At 40.4% G+C, this 20,199-nt stretch carries 20 protein-coding genes and 1 rRNA gene; 9 read left to right on the top strand and 12 right to left on the bottom strand.

All coding sequences use genetic code 11. From position 1 onward, the window contains the following. Both CSV73_RS15070 and CSV73_RS15065 read right to left on the bottom strand, forming a co-directional pair. Positions 1-73: ribosomal RNA gene (locus CSV73_RS15070) — 16S ribosomal RNA — on the bottom strand; the annotation flags it as partial. A 474-nt stretch (positions 74-547) separates the two neighbouring features. Beyond that, entirely contained in the window at positions 548-1,411 is an 864-nt protein-coding gene (locus tag CSV73_RS15065) for a nucleotidyltransferase-like protein (RefSeq protein WP_369802600.1), read from the bottom strand. A gap of 158 nt (positions 1,412-1,569) precedes the next feature. Here CSV73_RS15065 and CSV73_RS15060 point away from each other — a divergent pair, with 158 nt between their 5' ends. Next, positions 1,570-1,926, top strand: coding sequence for a YgzB family protein (locus CSV73_RS15060; RefSeq protein ID WP_085131625.1), 357 nt, complete (start codon positions 1,570-1,572; stop codon positions 1,924-1,926). 40 nt (positions 1,927-1,966) lie between these two features. On the opposite strand, the gene perR is transcribed toward CSV73_RS15060, so the two are convergent. The 3 genes from perR to bcp all read right to left on the bottom strand — a co-directional run bounded on the left by perR (position 1,967) and on the right by bcp (position 3,945). Continuing rightward, positions 1,967-2,413: a peroxide-responsive transcriptional repressor PerR gene (gene perR, locus CSV73_RS15055; protein WP_099627996.1), complete on the bottom strand. Its 447-nt coding sequence runs from the start codon at positions 2,411-2,413 to the stop codon at positions 1,967-1,969. Positions 2,414-2,515: 102 nt separating this feature from the next. Further along, entirely contained in the window at positions 2,516-3,460 is a 945-nt protein-coding gene (locus CSV73_RS15050; RefSeq protein ID WP_099627995.1) for a D-2-hydroxyacid dehydrogenase, read from the bottom strand. 11 nt (positions 3,461-3,471) lie between these two features. Continuing rightward, positions 3,472-3,945: a thioredoxin-dependent thiol peroxidase gene (gene bcp / locus CSV73_RS15045; protein ID WP_099627994.1), complete on the bottom strand. Its 474-nt coding sequence runs from the start codon at positions 3,943-3,945 to the stop codon at positions 3,472-3,474. A 172-nt stretch (positions 3,946-4,117) separates the two neighbouring features. Between bcp and CSV73_RS15040 the strand changes: the two genes are divergently transcribed. Next, positions 4,118-5,404: a glutamate-1-semialdehyde 2,1-aminomutase gene (locus CSV73_RS15040; RefSeq protein WP_099627993.1), complete on the top strand. Its 1,287-nt coding sequence runs from the start codon at positions 4,118-4,120 to the stop codon at positions 5,402-5,404. 74 nt (positions 5,405-5,478) lie between these two features. Then, complete coding sequence (locus CSV73_RS15035) at positions 5,479-6,558, top strand: FUSC family protein (protein ID WP_085131630.1); 1,080 nt, start codon at positions 5,479-5,481, stop codon at positions 6,556-6,558. A gap of 136 nt (positions 6,559-6,694) precedes the next feature. Here CSV73_RS15035 and CSV73_RS15030 read toward each other — a convergent pair whose 3' ends face one another. From CSV73_RS15030 to mutY, 4 genes are all read right to left on the bottom strand, one after another. After that, positions 6,695-8,440 (bottom strand): ABC transporter ATP-binding protein, encoded by a 1,746-nt coding sequence (locus tag CSV73_RS15030; protein WP_099627992.1) that lies wholly within the window; start codon positions 8,438-8,440, stop codon positions 6,695-6,697. A gap of 48 nt (positions 8,441-8,488) precedes the next feature. After that, positions 8,489-9,037: a nucleoside tri-diphosphate phosphatase gene (ntdP, locus tag CSV73_RS15025; RefSeq protein WP_085131632.1), complete on the bottom strand. Its 549-nt coding sequence runs from the start codon at positions 9,035-9,037 to the stop codon at positions 8,489-8,491. 195 nt (positions 9,038-9,232) lie between these two features. Beyond that, positions 9,233-9,547 (bottom strand): gamma-type small acid-soluble spore protein, encoded by a 315-nt coding sequence (locus tag CSV73_RS15020; RefSeq protein WP_085131633.1) that lies wholly within the window; start codon positions 9,545-9,547, stop codon positions 9,233-9,235. Positions 9,548-9,618: 71 nt separating this feature from the next. Continuing rightward, a complete protein-coding gene (mutY, locus tag CSV73_RS15015) occupies positions 9,619-10,665 on the bottom strand; it encodes an A/G-specific adenine glycosylase (protein ID WP_085131634.1) in 1,047 nt (348 codons plus the stop codon). A 97-nt stretch (positions 10,666-10,762) separates the two neighbouring features. Between mutY and CSV73_RS15010 the strand changes: the two genes are divergently transcribed. After that, positions 10,763-11,746 (top strand): metal-dependent hydrolase, encoded by a 984-nt coding sequence (locus CSV73_RS15010; RefSeq protein ID WP_085131635.1) that lies wholly within the window; start codon positions 10,763-10,765, stop codon positions 11,744-11,746. A gap of 38 nt (positions 11,747-11,784) precedes the next feature. Here the strand turns inward: CSV73_RS15010 and CSV73_RS15005 are convergent, their stop codons facing one another. Both CSV73_RS15005 and recX read right to left on the bottom strand, forming a co-directional pair. Continuing rightward, positions 11,785-12,117: a YfhH family protein gene (locus CSV73_RS15005; protein WP_085131636.1), complete on the bottom strand. Its 333-nt coding sequence runs from the start codon at positions 12,115-12,117 to the stop codon at positions 11,785-11,787. Continuing rightward, the gene (gene recX, locus CSV73_RS15000; protein ID WP_099627991.1) at positions 12,107-12,919 is read right to left on the bottom strand and encodes a recombination regulator RecX; all 813 of its coding nucleotides are present in this window, start codon (positions 12,917-12,919) and stop codon (positions 12,107-12,109) included. Before recX ends, CSV73_RS15005 begins: the two co-directional genes overlap by 11 nt. Positions 12,920-13,012: 93 nt before the next feature. Between recX and CSV73_RS14995 the strand changes: the two genes are divergently transcribed. The 5 genes from CSV73_RS14995 to CSV73_RS14975 all read left to right on the top strand — a co-directional run bounded on the left by CSV73_RS14995 (position 13,013) and on the right by CSV73_RS14975 (position 19,183). Next, complete coding sequence (locus CSV73_RS14995) at positions 13,013-13,912, top strand: TIGR01777 family oxidoreductase (RefSeq protein WP_099627990.1); 900 nt, start codon at positions 13,013-13,015, stop codon at positions 13,910-13,912. A gap of 107 nt (positions 13,913-14,019) precedes the next feature. Then, positions 14,020-14,820 carry a polysaccharide deacetylase family protein gene (locus CSV73_RS14990; protein WP_085131639.1) on the top strand — a complete coding sequence of 267 codons (801 nt, stop codon included), beginning with the start codon at positions 14,020-14,022 and terminating at the stop codon, positions 14,818-14,820. 355 nt (positions 14,821-15,175) lie between these two features. After that, the gene (locus tag CSV73_RS16645) at positions 15,176-15,346 is read left to right on the top strand and encodes an SE1561 family protein (RefSeq protein ID WP_099627989.1); all 171 of its coding nucleotides are present in this window, start codon (positions 15,176-15,178) and stop codon (positions 15,344-15,346) included. Positions 15,347-15,370: 24 nt separating this feature from the next. Continuing rightward, complete coding sequence (locus CSV73_RS14980) at positions 15,371-16,903, top strand: fumarate hydratase (RefSeq protein ID WP_085131640.1); 1,533 nt, start codon at positions 15,371-15,373, stop codon at positions 16,901-16,903. 375 nt (positions 16,904-17,278) lie between these two features. After that, positions 17,279-19,183 carry a heavy metal translocating P-type ATPase gene (locus CSV73_RS14975; RefSeq protein ID WP_099627988.1) on the top strand — a complete coding sequence of 635 codons (1,905 nt, stop codon included), beginning with the start codon at positions 17,279-17,281 and terminating at the stop codon, positions 19,181-19,183. A gap of 42 nt (positions 19,184-19,225) precedes the next feature. On the opposite strand, the gene CSV73_RS14970 is transcribed toward CSV73_RS14975, so the two are convergent. Next, positions 19,226-20,176, bottom strand: coding sequence for a YihY/virulence factor BrkB family protein (locus CSV73_RS14970; RefSeq protein ID WP_085131642.1), 951 nt, complete (start codon positions 20,174-20,176; stop codon positions 19,226-19,228). Positions 20,177-20,199: the final 23 nt, after the last annotated feature.

The raw sequence follows: 20,199 nt of genomic DNA, 5'->3' as shown, positions 1-20,199 counted from the left end.
CAGTTCGCTCGACTTGCATGTATTAGGCATGCCGCCAGCGTTCGTCCTGAGCCAGGATCAAACTCTCCATAATACTGACCGCCGATCCGCAGCGAATTGCGTTGTCAGTTTCACTCGTTCAGTCGGTCACGTACTTAAGTACGCTCCCTTCTTCACTCGATCACTTCCTAGCACTTCACTACAACTCGACACCCAGTAGATGAAAAATCGATTAGCTCGAGTTTCATTTGCTGGCATCAATTAAGATACTCAATTTTGTTTGTGTCATCGTTAGATGCATAAACTGTATTTCGTTAACGTTTTGCTGTTCAGTTTTCAAGGTTCGTGTTTTTTGCTTTATGCTTCTTGCAAAAGCAACTTCTCTAATATAACTCATCTTGCTCTCATTCGTCAAGTCTTTTTTAAAATTCTTTTTTCGAATGTGTTGTGCGCGTTGTTAGAACGTTTCTCCCAAGCGACATTTACTATAATAACATGATGCCAAAGAATAAGTCAACAACTATTTCAATAAAAGTTATAGAGCGATCGTAGAATCGCTCTACGACAGCTACCGAGCTCTTACAATACGGTACTCTCTATGAAATAGCAACTCATTTTTAGAAGGCACTTGCGTAATTTCAATTAGATGCTTATCAACTAAATATTCGATAAAGAACTCTAAATCCGAGGAATATAACGATAGCTCGTCCTGTTCATGCAATTGCTGAACGGTCCATGATTCCTTTTGACCCATGATAGCCAACAAATGTACAGCTGCTTCATTTGTATAGTTATGGATGAAGAACTCACTTGCCAAGAACACTAAATCCAAGCGCTTCTCTAGTTCCTCTTCACTGCCAATCAATTCTTCATACAACTTAAAAACAGCTGGATCTATTTTCTTCATTTGTGCCCAGACGGTATTTTCAGGTAAGACGTTACGTTTAACGGCAACGAACCTAGCTAGGTGATGCAATGTATTGATCGCGTATAAATAGGAATCCATATGCTGTTTTCTTTCAAAATGAATTTTCCCTTCATTATAAGCGCGAATCATTTTAGCCATTTCCATTCCCATTTTAATACCCCTACCAAACAACGGCTCTTCAGATAAACGTCTTTTTAGCCGTTCCGCATATTCATCGCGGTCAAAGAATACCTTTCCAAGGATGAGCCAATCAATGATTTTCTTGTTTGTTCCAACGAGTAACCAATGCGTTAATTGTCGTTCGCTAATGATGTGCATAGCTGCTTTACGTCTGCCATCTGTATAATGTTTTGTCTGAATGGGTATTTCATTGTTTGAGGTAATAATAAATAAGATTTCATCAAAGGTGTCAGTGATCGGGTCGTCTTCTCTTTGATTGCCAATGAGGAGCACACTTAATGTTTCAGGTAAACTGGCTCTCTCTTGGTACACTGGCCGTAGCATTTGTTCCACTTTCTCGCCTCCCAGTTTTCTATAGATCGTCTCGAATACTCTATTTCGACGAATTTCACATAAAATCCTTTATTTTAAAGGGAGTTTATACTGCAATTAAATAATAATATGATATATTAGGTGAGGATAGCGTTAGGAGGAAACTTAAGATGAAGCCTTACAAAAATAAAATAAATCGAATCCGATCATTTGCCTTGGCACTTATTTTCATTGGGGTTGTCATTATGTACATCGGAATCTTTTTCCGTTCCAATGAAGTTGTCATGCTGATTTTTATGTTCTTGGGAATGCTTGCAATTATCGGTAGTACAGTGGTGTACGCATGGATTGGCACCTTATCAACACGAGCTATACGAGTACAATGTCCGAATTGCGGTAAGCATACTAAAGTGCTTGGACGCGTTGATATGTGCGGACATTGCCGCGAGCCATTAACACTCGATCCAAATCTTGAAGGTAAAGAATTCGACATCGCGTATAATAAAAAAGGGAAGCAAGAAAATTAATACAAAATAAAAGAGTGTAACCCCAATGGGCTACACTCTTTTATTTTGCTCGGCTTTGCTGCGTTGCTGCGCAGTCAGGACAAGTTCCATACACTTCTAGTCGATGTGAATTTACTTGGAATCCTGTTACATGCGCTGCAAGACGTTCTACTTCTTCCAGACCAGGATGATGGAAATCTACGATCTTTCCACAATCGTCACAAATAATATGGTAATGATCATGTGTCACGAAATCAAAACGACTTGATGCATCTCCATACGTCAACTCTTTCACTAATCCGGAGTTTTGGAATACACGCAAGTTGTTATAAACTGTCGCCACACTCATATTAGGAAAATCTTCTTCTAGCGCTTTATAGATTTCATCAGCAGTTGGATGTGAATGGGATGTGATTAAATACTCGAGAATCGCATGTCGTTGCGGAGTAATTCTCACACCACTTTCTTTCAATGTCACTAACGCATCTTTTAAGAACACTCCAGGCATCGTAATGCACCTCACTTCATAAGGATTACTTCTTTATAATCATTATAATTAGTTTACTCAACTTTGGGGTGTAATGTCAACTTTTCTGCTGATAACGCAATATTAATAACCTCTTGCCAGATCTACTTGGTTGATCAGATCTGGATCTCCCGCCACCCATTTCTCAAGGTTGGCATCCATAATATCTAAAGAACGTTTAATGTATTGATCAGAAAGACTGGACATATGCGGAGATACCGTACAGTTCGGCAATTCCCAAAATGGGCTATCTTTAGGTAACGGCTCTGTTTCAAAGACATCAAGGACTGCATGACGGATTTCATTTTGTTTTAACGCGTCCAACACATACTGCTCTTTCACTGCGTCTCCCCTGCCCACATTCATAAAAACGGCCGTCTCTTTCATTGCGCGAAAATGCTCTGGTTGATAAATCCACCGTGTTTGAGGAGTGCTTGGCAATATGGAAATCACATAATCGACTTGAGGAAGCTTTTCGAGAATGTGATCTAAAGAAATCGTTTCATCCATATAAGGACTTGAATGCCCCGAACGGTTACATCCAATTGTGTGTACATGAAATGCCTGCAACAGGCTTCCAATTTCTCCGCCAATCGCTCCCGTTCCTACTATCAAAGCAGTCGAGTGATTCACTTCGCCAGGTAAAGAGTCTAGCTCCCACTTTTTCTCAGTCTCTCTTTTGTAGATGCCCGGCAATCCCCTTTCAAGGGATAACAAATGAGCCAGTACAGATTCAGCTAATGGCATTTTATGAACCCCATGCGAATTCGTGACTAGCACATCCCGCGCCTGAAGTTCTTCGATCGGCAATGTATCGACTCCTACAGCCGCAACCATCACCCACTTCAGTTCAGTAGCTTTAGTAACGTGTTCTGATTTCAAATCCCCACCATCTGTCACGATTACTTCTATATCTTTTAATGGGACTTCATTAATATTCGTTGTATACATGAATTCAACAGTAGGATATTTCTCTTTTAATTGCTCTTTAAATGAAGTTTTGATCTTAAAAGTGAATAAAATCTTCATACGTCCACCTCCTAGTTCGTCAGTTGCTCAAGTGTCGCCAGTGCATCTTCTACATGACCTTTCACACGAACTTTTCGCCATTCTTTTACTACTGTACCCGTTGGATCAATCAAGAATGTAGATCGCTCTATTCCCATATACTCTTTACCGAAGTTCTTCTTTAGCTTCCACACTCCATACTGTTCAGCTACCGCATGATCTTCATCTACAAGTAAAGAAAATGGCAAGCCGTGCTTCTCGATAAACTTTTGATGAGAAGTTGCATGATCAGGACTGACACCTAGCACTACCGCATTCAACCCTTCAAAATCCGCTTGCGCATCACGAAAATCACAAGCCTCTGTCGTACAACCAGGTGTTGAGTCTTTCGGATAAAAATACAACACTACATAATTTTTCCCTTTAAATTGATTTAATGAAACCATTTCGCCATTTTCATTTGCTAACGAAAATGCCGGTGCTTGTTTTCCTTCTAATTTTTCCATTGAGAATCCTCCTTTTATAAAAAGACGAATAGCATACTTCGGTCTCTCCCTACTTATCGTATCGGAAGTATTTGAATTTTACAATTTACCTATACTCCACTCTGAAAGTAGAGACTTCACTCCGATTAATGGTAAAATGGATAACGTATAATTGATTTGGAGGAATTAACTAATGAACCGAAAAAATTCAGAAGCGATCTACGCAGAAGCATGTGAACATATTGTGGGCGGTGTTAACAGCCCAGCTCGAGCTTACGGAGCTGTTGGCGGAGGTGCACCTACTGTCATGGAACGTGCAGAAGGCGCTTATTTCTATGATGTAGATGGCAATCGTTATATTGATTACTTGGGAGCATACGGTCCAATCATTACAGGACACGCGCACCCACACATTACAAAAGCAATTACGAAGGCAGCGCAAACAGGCGTACTGTACGGTACACCTACACGTCACGAAGTACAATTTGCCAAAATGTTAAAAGAAGCTATTCCAGGAATGGACAAAGTCCGCTTCGTTAATTCTGGTACAGAAGCTGTCATGACAACAATTCGTGTAGCAAGAGCATATACTGGACGTACGAAGATCATGAAATTCGCAGGTTGCTATCACGGTCACTCGGATCTAGTATTAGTAGCTGCTGGATCAGGTCCCGCTACATTAGGAACACCAGATTCTGCAGGCGTCCCTTCTTCTATCGCGAAAGAGGTCATTACCATTCCGTTCAATGATCCCGAAAGCTATAAAGCAGCAATGGAACAATGGGGGGATGAACTGGCTTGTATTCTAATCGAACCGATTGTCGGGAACTTTGGAATCGTCGAGCCGAATGAAGGTTTCTTGGAACTTGTTCATGATTTAGCTAAAGAACGAGGTGTTTTGACTGTCTACGACGAGGTCATTACAGCATTCCGTTTTCATTATGGCGCGGCACAGACGTTACTTGGACTCCAACCCGATTTAACAGCTTTCGGAAAAATTATCGGTGGCGGCTTGCCAATCGGTGCTTACGGCGGTAAAAAAGAAATCATGGAACAAGTTGCTCCACTCGGCCCTGCTTATCAAGCTGGAACAATGGCTGGAAATCCTGCCTCTATGCTTTCAGGAATTGCTTGCCTCGAAGTGCTTCAAGAACCAGGTATCTATGATGAGATGGATCGCTTAGGTGGTTTACTTGAAGACGGCATTTTAAAATTGGCTCAAAAACACCGTGTTCAATTGACGATTAATCGTCTAGGAGGCGCACTTACTTTGTTTTTCACAGACGTCAAAGTGGAAAACTACAAGCAAGCTGAAGCGACAGACGGTGAAATCTTTGGACGGTTCTTTAAAGAAATGCTAAAAAACGGCATCAACTTGGCGCCATCTAAGTATGAGGCGTGGTTCTTAACTTCTGCTCATACAGAATCAGATATAAACGAAACACTGGAAGCAGTAGATCGTGCATTTAAAACACTTTAAATTAGAACAATTGACCGTATTATGCGTATATTGTAAAGTAAGCATAAAAGAGCTTTTAGGAAAGGAATTACCCAATGAAACTTGGTGCCCGCGTCTTTAAGACGGGTATTGCGATTGTATTTGCTCTGTTTCTCGCAAATTTACTAGAATTACCTACAGCAGTGTTCGCGGGTATTGCAGCTATATTCGCAATCCAACCCTCTATTTACAGATCGTACTTAACAATAGTTGAACAATTGCAAGGTAATTTAATCGGTGCCACTATAGCAGTCTTATTCACACTCATCTTCGGACCTCAATTAATAATTGTCGGTTTGGCAGCTGTCATCGTTATGACTATTATGTTGAAACTTGGACTCGAAAAGTCTATGTCACTCGCACTTGTTACGATGATTGCGGTGATGGAGGTAAAAGATGATGCCTTCTTAACATTTGCCCTTCTTCGTGTAGGTACAATTTTGGTAGGTGTACTAGCAGCATTCATTGTGAATCTAGTATTTATGCCGCCGAAATATGAAACGAAACTGTTTCAGGCGATTCATCAGGCACAGGATGAAATTATTCGTTGGACGCGTCTAGCTGGTCGTCAAGCCTCTGAACACACAGCTATGAAGAAATCGTTGAGTAAGTTAAAAGAACGTCTGATACAAATTGATCAGCTGTACTTATTATTTAAAGAAGAGCGCAGCTATTTCAAAAAAACTTCTGCCGCAAAAGCGAGACGACTTGTTGTCTATCGCCAATTGATCGGTACAACTAGGAGTAGTTATGACGTCCTAAAAAGGCTGCATAAGTTTGAAAATGAACTCATCAATCTCCCAGAGCATTTCCGAATGATGATTCAAGAGCGTCTAGAATCATTACTAGTCTATCATGAACAGCTTCATCTGAAATTCGTCGGTAAACTAAAGGCGGATTTCGACGAAGATGAAACCCATAGTGAGTTTATTCAACGACAAGAAGTTATGAATATTTTCGTGAAGGAAATTGCGATAACTAGTGAAGAAGAGGAGTTTTCTTCCTATCACTTACTTCATGTCCTTTCAGCTATTCTGAATTACGAAGAACAGCTGGAGCATCTAGATACGCTGATCACTTCTTATCAAACACGATATGAAGATGAAGAGAATATTTTAGAAGATGAATTCTATTAATAAAAACGGCAGAAGACTTTTAACGTCTTCTGCCGTTTTTGCTTATATAAATAGTTTGAATAAACAGTGGAAGTTACTTGACCAAACGGTTTGGATTGCCGTTACAGACTCACACTGATCCTTCGAATTGCCCTTCTTATCCCACAAGTTCTTGGCGATTGAACAAACCAGCGTAGGTGCCGTTTAGTTTCATCAACTCTAAATGAGTACCAGATTCCTTTAATTCCCCGTGATCTATTACATAAATACAATCGGCATGCGTAATTGTAGATAATCGATGAGCAACTATTAGTGTAGTGCGATCGTGCGCCAAGCGTTCCAATGAATCCTGGATGAGCGCTTCGCTTTCCAAATCCAAGGCCGATGTTGCTTCATCCAAGATGAGCAATGCCGGATTTTTCAAGAAAACGCGCGCAATGGAGATACGTTGCTTCTGTCCACCAGACAACTTTACTCCACGCTCTCCTACCCTTGTATCATATCCTTCACTCAATGTCTCTATAAAATCATGTGCATTTGCGGCTTTTGCTGCAGCAATAACTTCTTCATCTGTGGCATCCGGTTTTCCCATCAAAATATTACTTTTGACAGAATCGCTAAACAGAATAGAATCTTGAAGTACCATACCGATCTGGTCACGAAGCGATTTAACTTTTACATCACGGATATCATGGCCGTCAATGCGAATAGCGCCAGACGTAACATCGTAAAATCGCGGGATTAAACTGATGATCGTTGATTTCCCACCACCACTCATACCAACCAGTGCAACTGTTTCGCCAGGGCGGATGTTCAAGCTAATATTTGTCAGTACTTCATCCTCTTCATATGCAAAGCTGACACTATCAAACTCGATCTCCCCAGCAATCGATGGTAAAACTTTTGCATTCTCTTTATCGATCACGTCATACTTTTCATTCATTAGGTCCAGTACTCTGTCCATTGAAGCAAATGATTGCGTCAATGAAGTGGATGAGTTAACAAGACGGCGTAACGGCGAGTACAACCTTTCTATGAAAGCGATAAAAGCAACCATCGTTCCGACTGTTAATGATCCATTGATTACTTGATAGCCGGCATAGCCAATAACGAGTAATGGTGCTACATCGGTAATCGTATTGACAACCGCAAACGCTTTGGCATTCCAGCGTGTATGCTCAATTGCTCGGTCCAGGAATTTATTGTTCACTTCATCAAAACGTTCCTGCTCTTTGTCTTCGATTGCAAAACTTTTAATAATACTGACGCCCGCCACACGCTCATGCAAATAACTTTGTACATCGGCAAGTGCTTGCGATCGCTTGCGTGTCAGTTGACGCAATTTACCGAAGAAATGCTTGACACTGAACGCATAAAACGGAAATGCGAGCAATGTAACGAGTGTCAGCTCCACATCCAAAGTCAACATGATAGCAATTGCAATAATAATGGTAGCCAAATCAAGCCAGACATTCATCAAACCAATCATGACGAAGTTTTTTGTCTGCTCTACATCATTTATAACTCGCGAGATTACTTCACCTGCACGCGTATTGGAATAGAAGCGCAGGCCAAGCTTTTGCAAATGAGCATAAAGTGATTTGCGGATATCGAACAAAATTTTATTACTTACTAATTGTGCGTAGTATTGACGGTAGTATTCCACGGGTGGACGGATTAAGAAGAACACAATGATCGTGCCACCTAGCCAATAAAATAATTGCTGTGTTTTATCGGAATCACTTAACGTCGGCGAACCGATGATATCATCAATCACAATTTTAATTAATAAAGGTAAAAATAGCGGAATAGCAAACTTTACAACACCAATGAGAACAGTGAAGACAATTTGCCAATTATAAGGCTTTACGAATTGAAGATAACGTTTAATACTCTCGCCCATTCTGTTCCTCCTACTAAAAAAACCTGACTTGCACGAATGCAAGCAGGTCTAGCTTTGTTCTTCTTGAATTTGCTTATAAAATCCATACCGTGAAGTCCAGACATCAATGAAGTCGGGAGCAAATGGACCTTTCCTTTGTTTGATCCAGCCAAGTAGCTTTTTTAAGTTATCCTGCAAGATTAAATCGATTACTTCCGGATAGTTCATTTGGCGCTTATGATCTGCATATTCGTCTTCATCGAGAATCAAATAGCTCATATCAGGAAACACTTTTACGTCTAAGTCATAATCGATATACTTCAAGTACTTTTCATCGTAAACGAATGGCGAACTCATGTTGACATAATAGTAGACACCATCTTCACGTAGCATACAAATGATGTTAAACCAATTTTCCGCGTGAAAATAGCAGATGGATGGTTCACGTGTCAGCCAAGTGCGACCATCTGACTCTGTCACGAGCGTGCGTTCATTGCCTCCAATGATAATATTGCGTGTGCCTTTCAATACGAGTGTCTCTTGCCAGACACGGTGAATTTTGCCGTTATGTTTGTAGCTGTGTATCTGTACAGTTTCTCCTTCTTTTGGAATCGCCATTTTTTATACCACCTTTGAGCCTTGCCGCTCTTGCTATCTGTCTATTATACCAACAGCTTTCCTAAATTTAAAACGATTCAACCATCTATTTCGTAATTGATTAAATTTAGTAGGTCCACAGCATGGTTTTTCACACAAGAAAACCGGTAGAAATGGCTTATAATAGCCTTTTCTACCGGTCGGTGATGTTCACGCTTAGTTTGAACCTTTATATTGGTTCGCACGTGCTCCTGAAGCTTTTTGTTTGTTTGCTTCTGCTTTGTTGATTTGTTGCTTCACTTGATTGACATCTGTTTCAGATCCGAACTCCTCGTTCATAGAGGACTGCATCGCGGATGAAGAAGACTGCATGTTCATTGCGGATTGCGCGTTTTGCTGACGAACTTGATTGACGTCCGTCTCGGAAGCGAACTCTTCATTCATCGATTGTTGCGCATTCTGTTTCTTCACTTGGTTCGCATCTGTCATAGATGGGTCTTGCTGTGAATTGCGTTTTGATTGGTTTGGCATGTTTTATTCACCTCCGTACTCACTATGATGTCCCATAAGTCAGGATTTTATTCACGGTAGGTTTTAAAGTTTTACCATTCCAGCAATTCGATAATTTTCAGGACAGGTTTTGACTTTGGCAGCGACTCAACTTCCTGTTTAGTGAAGAACTGCAAATTACCTTCTGGATGTGACTCTTCCAGTTGTGCACGATATACATGAATATTCCATGTGATATGAGAAAACACATGATTGACATGCGGCAACTCTTGAAGATTTTTGAGTTTCAATCCATTTTCTTTTGCAAATGCTTCCACTGCAGAAGTTTCTTGAAGTTCGATCATCGGAAATTCCCAAAGACCGGCGAGCAGTCCAGTGCTTGGACGTTTTTGCAACAGCCATTTGCCGTCTTCATTTTGAATCGCGAAGGCAGCCAGCGTAATATGCTTCATTTTCTGCTTTTTTATCTTAATTGGCAATTGCTTTTGTTTTCCTTCTTCAAAGGCGATACAAAATTCTCTAACCGGGCATAATAAGCAATGTGGATTCGGTGTACATATTGTTGCACCCAGTTCCATAAGCGCTTGGTTGAAAGAAGATGGATTCTCTTCCGAAATTAATTCCATCACAGCTTGTTCAAATAACTTTTTATTACGCGGCAAAGCGATATCTTCTTCTATTAATAAGATTCTTGACAATACCCGCATAACATTACCGTCTACTGCATGTTCCGGTACTCCGTAGGCAATACTTAAGATAGCACCTGCCGTGTAGGGGCCAACTCCTCTTAATGTGGAAATTTCTTTTCGGTTATTAGGGACCTTACCGCCATATGTTTCGACAACTTCTCTCACACCTGACTGCAGATTCCGTACTCTGGAGTAATACCCCAGTCCTTCCCACATTTTCAAGATATCTTCTTCTGGTGCATCCGAAAGATCTTGCATCGTCGGAAACCTTTTAATAAAACGCTCATAGTACGGTATCACCGTATCTACTCGTGTTTGTTGTAACATAACTTCCGAAATCCAAATATAGTATGGATTGTCAGTTCTTCTCCACGGTAAGTCTCGCTTTTCAGCTTCATACCAAGTTAATAACGCATCTTGAAATGCCTTCTTTTGTTCAATGATTTGCATATGGACCTCGTTTCTGCGTGTAAATACTTTTAGTTATGATAATAAAGGGTATATAATTATAAGTAGTATACAACTCTTCCGATAAAGGAGTGATGATTTGGATACAGGTACACATATTGCTATGGGTGTTGCGATCAGTGGATTGGCTCTTGTCGATTCAGTCGTAGCAACTGAACCTGCCACAATGGGTGCCGTTTTTGCGGGGATTATGGTCGGTTCACTAATTCCCGATATAGATACGGTATTGAAACTTCGAAACAATGCTGTCTATTTACGTAATCACCGCGGTATTACGCATTCGGTTCCAGCTGTAATGCTATGGCCGTTACTGATTTCCATATTGTTGACCTTCATTGTGCCCGGGTCTATTTTCTTTCACGTCTGGGCGTGGACATTTTTAGCGGTGTTTATACATGTATTTGTCGATATTTTCAACTCATATGGTACACAAGCCCTTCGACCATTTTCACAAAAGTGGGTGGCCATAGGAGTCATTAATACATTTGACCCCATTATATTTGGGCTCCATGTAATTGCAATCATGGCGTGGGTGTTTGGTGCAGACCCGGTCTTTACAATGTCCACATTATATGTCGTCATCTTCTTCTATTACCTATTGCGCTTCGCAGTGAAGAGCGCAGTGAAGAATGCAGTGAAGAAAACGATTCCTAACGCGACGCATATATTTACTGCACCTACAATGAACTTCTTCCAATGGCGAATTGCTGCCACGACAGATGTTGATCATTTTGTAGGACGAGCATACGGACGTTCCATTACAATTTATGAACGATTTGAGCGCGAAGTGATGCCGATGTCACCTCAAGTTGAAGTGGCACTAGAAGATCCGAACATGCAAGCTTTCACTTCATTTTCGCCCCTTTATCGTTGGTCGATTTCGGAAGAAGGACATATTTATGAAGTCCGTTTAATTGATTTGCGTTATCGAAGCAAAGGTTACTACCCATTCGTTGCAGTCGCGCATGTCAATGAAGACTTAGAGGTCGTCAATTCTTATACAGGATGGATCTTCTCAGAAGAAAAACTTCGTAAAAAACTTAATTTTGCCCCAAATAACTAAAGAACGTTCGTGCATATTGCACGAGCGCTCTTTTTTGTTTATTTTCCGCTTTTTACATTTTTCAACATAGCTAGCGGCAATGCTTCTTCAGCTTTTTCACCGCCTAAGCGATAACCCCACGCGAATAATCCTTTTAGGTAGTCTACTTGAAAGAAGACCCCATCATCTCCTTCAATACGGTACATCTCGCCTGGCTTAATAGTAGCCGGATCTACAAGGTATGACTGTACGAGAGTCGCTTTTCTTTGGTGAACTGCATATTCACTGATCATTCCCATCTGTTCGGCTTTACGTGCTTTCTCCATTAGATTAGCGACTTCACTACGCAGTTCGTTTTCATTCATATCACTATAATGTTTTTCAGTATCCATCTTCTTCATTCCTTTTCTGTTCAATAAATTGGTCGATTTGACTAAGTGGAATGCCTTTTTGATACATCGATTGCTTCACGCGTTGTCTAAGGTCGGATCCTGAGTATTTGCTTTGGTATCGTCTCCATGCCTTTTCCCCAAATGCAGACGTAATGTCAGACCATTCTTCTTCATCACGTTCGATGGTCAAATTGCTGAGAACTTCCGAAATTTGCTGATAAGAAAAACCTTTTCTAGCTAATGTATTTTGTATTTTTTGCTTAACTTGTGCCGGCGGTTGTGAACTATTCGATCGCATCGTCTTTTCAGCCAGCTTCATAGCATTAGCCATTTGATCTTCCATTGTATATTCCTCCAATGCTTGAGTTTGCAGTTCTTTGGGTATACCTTTCTTATAGAGAGATTGCTGAATAGCTCTCGGACCTTTTAACGTACTATTCTTCTCTGTACGTACAAGAGCTTCTGAAAATGCTTCATCATTTAAAAAGCCGAGTCGTTTTAACTTCACGATTGCTTCCAGAACCACTGCTTCTCCATATTCTTTTTCAAGCAATTTCTTTTTCACTTCCATTTCACTCCGCATTCGGAATGATAAAAAATGCAATGCACGATTAAATGCCTTTTCAATTTGGTCGGAATAAACAATTTCGTCCTTAGACCAATCATCCAATTCCATCCCTTTCGTGAGTTCAAATTTCACCAAGACTGTTTCATGGACACTGAATGCATATTGATCATCAAGAAAAATATTATAACGTTCGCTATCTCGTTTTTGTTGTGATATTTTGGTAATAAGCGGCACGTTTCCATCACCTACTTTATCTTAGTATACCGCTTCTTGTGGTGGTGGTCAGCAATAGTGTATTAATTTTCAAAAGAATGGAGGGAATGCATTGTGAAAGTGGTTATTACGGGAGGCACCGGTTTCATTGGTAGCGTCTTAACTGAGAAGTTGAAGGAAAACGGTCATGAAGTAGTAATCTTAACGCGTAAGCCTTCATCAAAGCATAATGGAGTTCAATATGTTCAATGGTTGACGGATTATGCTTCACCTGAGAATGAAATCGGGCAAGTAGATGCATTCGTCAATTTAGCCGGCGTGTCCATAGATGATAGTCGTTGGTCTGAAGAACGAAAAAAGCAAATTTACGATAGCAGAATAACTGCTACACAAGAAGTGTTACGCATTATACGAAGTCTTCCTGAGAAACCACGTGTCCTAGTGAATGCAAGTGCAATCGGTATTTATCCCACGTCATTTACCGCTCAATATACCGAAGATTCCACTGTAGTCGGCGATGATTTTCTAGCCAAAACCGTATATGATTGGGAAGATCTTGCGGGACAAGCAAATGAAATGGGTGTACGAACTGTATATACTCGCTTTGGTATTGTGCTCGGTAAAGAAGGCGGAGCGCTTCCACTTATTAAGCTGCCTTATCAACTATTTGCCGGTGGTAAAATAGGTTCGGGCAATCAATGGTTCTCCTGGGTACACGTTGAAGACGTAGCCAATGCAATCCTATTCTCAATAAAGAATGATAATGTGGAAGGTCCTGTTAACGTAGTAGCGCCGAGTCCAATGCATATGAATGCTTTCGGAAAGACTATCGGAAAAGTATTGCATCGTCCACATTGGTTCCCAGTTCCAAGTTTTGCAATGAAAGTTGCCTTGGGAGAAAAAAGTATTGTCGTTCTGCAAGGACAGCATGTAGTACCGAAAAAGTTGTTGGCTAACGGATTTACATTTGCTTACCCTTCATTACGACCGGCGCTTGAAAACTTATTAAAATAACTTTAAATGTTTGTTAAGACGTTTTTACGTTTTGACAAACATTTTTTCTCTTTCATTACATACAAAAAGCGGTTTGGCACATGCTTAGTAAAAAGGAGTGACGCTTAATGACTCATCATTTGTCAGGAATTTTACTGGCATCTTGCTTACTCATTGTTGGAGTTGTGATGAATCCCTTCACTGTTCAAGCTGAAGCTTTTCATTGGGGTTTCAAGAAAGCAACTGAAGGTGTTCCCCCTTCCGCCGGAGCAGAACTGGATAAATTGCTTGATGATTACGGTGCAATCTATAAAGGGAAAGAAGATAAAAAAGTCGTCTATCTAACATTTGATAACGGATATGAGAACGGCTATACTGAAAGCATTTTAGACACGTTGAAAAAAGAGAAAGCCCCCGCCACATTTTTCTTGACTGGGCATTATGTAAAAAGCGCCAGTGATTTAGTAAAACGTATGGTGAAAGATGGCCATGGTATCGGAAATCATTCATATGACCACCCAAACATGGCGAATATAACAGAACAACAGATGGAAGACGAGTGGAAAAGACTAGATGAAATTGTATATGCTACTACCGGTCTAAAGAGAACCATCTACGCCAGGCCACCCGAAGGGACATTTAATGCGAAATTGTTGCAAAAAGGAAATGAACTAGGGTACAGACATATTTTCTGGTCCGTTGCATTCATTGACTGGCATCGGGATCAACGAAAAGGAAAAGCGTATGCCTATAATGAATTGATGAATCAATTACATCCAGGCGCCGTCATTCTGATGCATACCGTAGCATCAGATAATGCAGAAGCACTCCCCGATTTCATTCGTGATGCCAAGAAACAAGGCTATGAATTCCACTCACTAGATCAGTTAGTGAAGGAATATGAGAAAGGAAATGCGATTACACAATAAATAAGAGACCTTATCTGTATGTTCACTACCGACAGATAAGGTCTCTAATTATTTGATACATCTTCAGTTTGCATGTTCACATTCGTAGTTATCCAACGTATTCACCGATGTTGGATTGTTACGGATCCCCTCCTTCGTTGTTATGTGTCTAGGATTCGATTCGTCTCTATAACTACGACCTCCTTTTCTTTTTATTAAACTTACTATACCAACTATTCTGTTAATTGTAAAGTATTTTGTTGTAATATTTTAATATTTTATTTATTATTTCTTCATTTACAGTACGCACAACAAAATCAGATTGAAAAAGATAGTGTTTTCGTATACGATATCAATGATAGAAAGAGGTGTACGTATGGATAAATCACAAAGTAATGAACAAGTCGTTGAACTAAAAAATCGATTCAATCAATTCATTGAAACATTGGAAGCAATTGAACCTGAGCACACGGAGCTCCAGGATATAGATCGTCTGATCATGTTACTCGATGAATTAGAAGAACAGATGGATAATTCAAAAAAATAACATATACTAACGGGGGATTTTGAAATGTACATAGAGACACTTGAAAAAAGTATTTATGAACTGGTTTGCGAAACATCCACAAACTTGCCAAAAGACGTCCGACGCGCAATTCTTTCCGCGAAGGAAAAGGAGAATAAAGGAACAAGCGCTGCAATGAGTTTGGATACGATTGCAAATAATATTAATATGGCAGATGATAAACTATCTCCAATTTGTCAGGATACCGGCCTTCCTACATTTAAGATCAAAACGCCAATCGGGGTAAACCAATTGGAAATCAAAGCGGCAATTGTACGCTCTTTGGAGCTAGCTACGGAAAAAGGAAAGCTACGTCCGAACGCTGTAGATTCATTGACTGGCGATAATAGCGGCAATAACTTAGGAATCGGCCTACCGGTTGTCAAGTTTGAACAATGGGAAAAAGATTATATAGAAGTAAAGTTAATCTTAAAGGGTGGCGGTTGTGAAAACAAAAACATCCAATATAGCCTCCCTACTGAATTAGAAGGTCTTGGCCGCGCAGGACGCGATTTGGACGGTATTCGCAAATGCATCCTTCACTCGGTTTATCAAGCCCAAGGACAAGGTTGTTCTGCTGGATTTATCGGTGTCGGAATTGGTGGCGATCGTTCATCTGGATATGATCTGGCGAAAGAACAACTTTTCCGCGATGTAACAGATGTTAATCCAATTCCTGAACTTGCAAAATTAGAAGATTATGTATTAGAAAAAGCCAATCTTCTTGGAATCGGGACGATGGGCTTCGGCGGAGAAGCAACATTACTAGGATGTAAAATCGGTGTCATGCACCGTATTCCCGCAAGCTTCTATGTATCTGTAGCATATAACTGCTGGGCATATCGCCGTATGGCAGTGAATATTAATGCAGAAACTGGCGAAATCATGGATTGGCACTACAATGAAGGCGAGAAAATTGCATTCGAACAGCCAGCTGAGGAAGCAAAATCCACTGCACGTATTGTACACTTGCAAGCACCTATTTCGGAAGAAGACGTACGTGATCTTCACGTTGGTGACGTTGTAAAAATTTCAGGCCGTATGTACACAGGTCGCGATGCGATTCATAAGCACTTAATGGATAATGACGCACCAGTTGATTTGAATGGTCAAGTCATCTATCATTGTGGACCGGTTGTTCTAAAGAACGATGAAGGCAAGTATGAGATCAAAGCTGCGGGTCCGACGACTTCTATGCGTGAAGAACCGTACCAAGGTGATATTATGAAGAAGTTTGGTATCCGCGCAGTGATCGGCAAAGGCGGAATGGGACCTAAAACACTTGCCGCTCTTAAAGAGCACGGCGGTGTATACTTGAACGGTATCGGCGGCGCGGCACAGTATTATGCTGACTGTATTAAAGAGGTTGAAGGTGTCGACTTGCTGGAGTTCGGTATTCCTGAAGCGTTATGGCATTTACGCGTAGAGGACTTCACTGCAGTTGTAACGATGGACTCTCACGGTAACAGCCTGCATGCTGACATCGACAAGTCATCTCTAGAAAAACTCTCTCAGTTCAAAGAAAAAGTATTTAACTAATAAGCAAGCAGCGAATGAGAACTATCATTCGCTGCTTTTTTTAATGAATCGATTAGCCTGAATAAGTTGTTGGGTAGAGGATGCATCATTACGCTACGTTCCAGGCGAACCCGTTAGCAACTGAGCTTCAATCATTTCGCACTCACCCGGTCTACTTCCCTTCATTTATCAACAACATCTACAAATCTTGCATGAATTAGCCAAATAAGTAACACTTCTTATTGAGAAATGATATACTGTAGATAATAACTATTATAACTTCATATTCATTCTATTTAAACGCCCGTAAAGTCGATTCTACTACTGTAGAGTCGACTTTACTGCTTTAATAAGAGTTTTGAAATTGAAAATCATTATCAATTAGGAGGAGAATACATGACAACACTTGCAAAAGAACAACCTGAACAGACGATTGACTGGTCTGCACGTCTTGAACTGATCGCGGCTATATTATCTGGAATTATCATTCTTGCTGCATGGATTTTAGGAAAAAACGGTACAGAATCCTTTTCTGTCACGCTGTATATCATAGCGTTTCTAATTGGTGGTTACGCTAAAGCCAAGGAAGGTATTGAAGAAACGATAAAAAATAAAGAACTGAACGTCGAGATGCTAATGATTTTCGCGGCCATCGGTTCAGGAATTATCGGATATTGGGCTGAAGGTGCAATTCTGATTTTCATCTTTGCAATTAGCGGTGCATTAGAGACTTATACACTTAATAAAAGCCATAATGAAATATCTTCTCTGATGGAGATGCAGCCTGAAGAAGCGTGGTTAATTCTTGAAGATGGCAGTGAGAAAAAAGTATCTACTGACTCCCTATCGATCGGCTCTGTTTTGCTCGTTAAACCAGGCGAACGTATTCCGGTTGATGGTAAAGTATTAAGCGGAATTACTTCAATTGATATGTCAGCTATTAACGGAGAGTCTATTCCAGTGACAAAGCAGGAAAATGATGAGTTATTTGCCGGAACGGTTAATATTAGCGGGGCGATTCGTATGACAATGACGAAACCTAGTTCCGAGACGTTATTCCAAAAGATTATAACGATGGTACAAAACGCGCAAAGCGAAAAGTCTCCTTCACAACAATTTATCGAGCGCTTTGAAGGATCTTATGTGAAGATTGTGCTGGCAGCAGTTGTAATCATGATGTTCCTGCCCCATTTCTTATTCAACTGGGATTGGACTACAACGTTCTACCGTGCAATCGTCTTACTAGTCGTCGCTTCTCCTTGTGCGTTGATGGCTGCTATTATGCCTGCCACATTAGCAGCTGTTTCCAATGGCGCTAGAAAAGGTGTGTTGTTTAAAGGCGGAGTTCATTTAGAGCATTTAAGTACATTGCAAGCATTCGCTTTTGATAAAACAGGTACTTTGACTACGGGGAAACCGATTGTGATGGATTTCATCGTTCGGGAAGGTGCAGACATGGAAGAGACGCTTGCTTTATTTGCAGGTGCAGAATCACTATCCAATCACCCGTTGGCGAAAGCTATCATCAATTACGCGACAGAGCATGGTGTAGAACCCGAACGTAATCTTCATATTGAAGACATTCCTGGATTTGGTATTAAAGCAGAGACGAGTAATGGTGACATTCTAATCGGTAATCCGAAATTTGTCGGAGTAGAGTTAGTAGAGGAATTCCAAGACAATGTGGCAGTGTCACTTGCAAATGAAGGTAAAACTGTCATTTTCATGAGAGATGAACAAGGAATTGTGGCGCTGGCTGCTTTACAGGATACCTTACGCAAAGAAGCAATTTCCGCAATTAAATCACTCCAATCTCTAGGAATTCGTACAGTGATGTTAACTGGCGACAATGAAAATACCGCTCATGCAATTGCAAATGAAGTAGGTGTCGATACGTACGTAGCAGAATGTCTACCCGAAGAGAAAGTCATTCAACTTAAGCATTTATTGAAAGAATATGGAACGGTTGGCATGGTAGGAGACGGGATCAACGACGCTCCTGCATTAGCTACTGCAACTTCGGGCATCGCGATGGGTGAAGGTACAGATGTAGCATTGGAGACAGCTGATGTTGTCCTGATGCAAAACGACTTGAATCGTTTATCGTATGCCATTAAGCTTTCAAGAAAAATGCAACGAATCGTTAAACAAAACGTATTCTTCTCGATAGCTGTGATATCGATCCTCATAATCGCAAACTTCATGCAAGTAGTCGACTTGCCTCTCGGTGTCATTGGACATGAAGGAAGTACGATTTTGGTTATATTAAACGGTTTACGAATGCTAAATAAAATAGATTAAATAAAAAGTGAAGAAAAGGGAACCCTTTTCTTCACTTTTTATTTATATAGTTTGTTCTTTACGTTCTTGACGGTTTTTTACGACGGAGTTGATTGTACCTCCAAGTAACAAAATGATAGCTGATAGATATAACCACATGATTAATACGATAATACCAGCGATACTACCATACGTATTCGCATAGCTTCCAAAATTGCTAATATAGAACGAGAATCCTAGTGACGTAATAATCCATCCTATTGTTGCAAAAATAGCACCTGGAAGTACTCCTTTAAAATGCAACTTTACACTTGGAACTAGCCAATATAATAAAGAGAATACTGCAAAGATCAGGAATGGTGGAATGAGGAATCGTATCAAATTCCATACGGTCAAGAACGTCTCTTCCAATCCTAAGAATGTGAAGATCAAATTCCCAATTGGTTGACCAAATATCGGTAGCACTAGCGCGATGATTACAGTCATAACTAACATAATAGTAAACGCAATTGACAGTCCTTTTGAAACGAAAAAGTTTCGATCATCTTCAACTTCATATGCTTCATTCAAACCTTTCGTTACTGCACTCATACCTTTAGACGCGGACCAGATTGTAGCCAGAATACCGACTGATAGTAATCCCCCACTTTTATTATCCAGTACTTCAGAAAGTGTTCCTTCAATTAGAGAAGCTGTACTTTCCGGCGCATACTCGCGGATAAATAAAAAGATTTGGCTTTGGTCTAACTGCAAGTAAGGCAGTAATGTAAAAAGAAAGATTAGTAGAGGAAATAATGACAATAGGAAAAAGAAGGCTAACTGCGAACCAGTTGCTGAAATATCCAATTCTTTCACTCGGATAATCAATTGTTTGAAAAATCCGCTCGTAGTTGTCGGATCGAAATCCTCTTCTTCTCCGTCTTTTATATCTTTGATAAATTCTTTTACTTTTTCAGTTTGAGACCCACCTTGGTTTTCAGCATCTGAAGAAGGGGCACTTTTTTGTCTATTCAACTGATGTGTCCCCCTTTCATTTA

Origin of the sequence: Sporosarcina sp. P1 (genome assembly GCF_002743155.1) — a bacterium.
In the GTDB taxonomy this organism is placed as follows: Bacteria; Bacillota; Bacilli; order Bacillales_A; family Planococcaceae; genus Sporosarcina; species Sporosarcina ureae_B.
The sequence above is the reverse complement of the archived record's forward strand: the minus strand, read 5'-3'. Positions and strand labels throughout refer to the sequence as shown.

Coding starts and splice junctions, on each gene's coding strand:
- CSV73_RS15065 (WP_369802600.1), bottom strand. CDS start 1,411: ATGCTACGGCCAGTGTACCAAGAGAGAGCCAGTTTACCTGAAACATTA.
- CSV73_RS15060 (WP_085131625.1), top strand. CDS start 1,570: ATGAAGCCTTACAAAAATAAAATAAATCGAATCCGATCATTTGCCTTG.
- perR (WP_099627996.1), bottom strand. CDS start 2,413: ATGCCTGGAGTGTTCTTAAAAGATGCGTTAGTGACATTGAAAGAAAGT.
- CSV73_RS15050 (WP_099627995.1), bottom strand. CDS start 3,460: ATGAAGATTTTATTCACTTTTAAGATCAAAACTTCATTTAAAGAGCAA.
- bcp (WP_099627994.1), bottom strand. CDS start 3,945: ATGGAAAAATTAGAAGGAAAACAAGCACCGGCATTTTCGTTAGCAAAT.
- CSV73_RS15040 (WP_099627993.1), top strand. CDS start 4,118: ATGAACCGAAAAAATTCAGAAGCGATCTACGCAGAAGCATGTGAACAT.
- CSV73_RS15035 (WP_085131630.1), top strand. CDS start 5,479: ATGAAACTTGGTGCCCGCGTCTTTAAGACGGGTATTGCGATTGTATTT.
- CSV73_RS15030 (WP_099627992.1), bottom strand. CDS start 8,440: ATGGGCGAGAGTATTAAACGTTATCTTCAATTCGTAAAGCCTTATAAT.
- ntdP (WP_085131632.1), bottom strand. CDS start 9,037: ATGGCGATTCCAAAAGAAGGAGAAACTGTACAGATACACAGCTACAAA.
- CSV73_RS15020 (WP_085131633.1), bottom strand. CDS start 9,547: ATGCCAAACCAATCAAAACGCAATTCACAGCAAGACCCATCTATGACA.
- mutY (WP_085131634.1), bottom strand. CDS start 10,665: ATGCAAATCATTGAACAAAAGAAGGCATTTCAAGATGCGTTATTAACT.
- CSV73_RS15005 (WP_085131636.1), bottom strand. CDS start 12,117: ATGGATACTGAAAAACATTATAGTGATATGAATGAAAACGAACTGCGT.
- CSV73_RS14990 (WP_085131639.1), top strand. CDS start 14,020: ATGACTCATCATTTGTCAGGAATTTTACTGGCATCTTGCTTACTCATT.
- CSV73_RS16645 (WP_099627989.1), top strand. CDS start 15,176: ATGGATAAATCACAAAGTAATGAACAAGTCGTTGAACTAAAAAATCGA.
- CSV73_RS14980 (WP_085131640.1), top strand. CDS start 15,371: ATGTACATAGAGACACTTGAAAAAAGTATTTATGAACTGGTTTGCGAA.
- CSV73_RS14975 (WP_099627988.1), top strand. CDS start 17,279: ATGACAACACTTGCAAAAGAACAACCTGAACAGACGATTGACTGGTCT.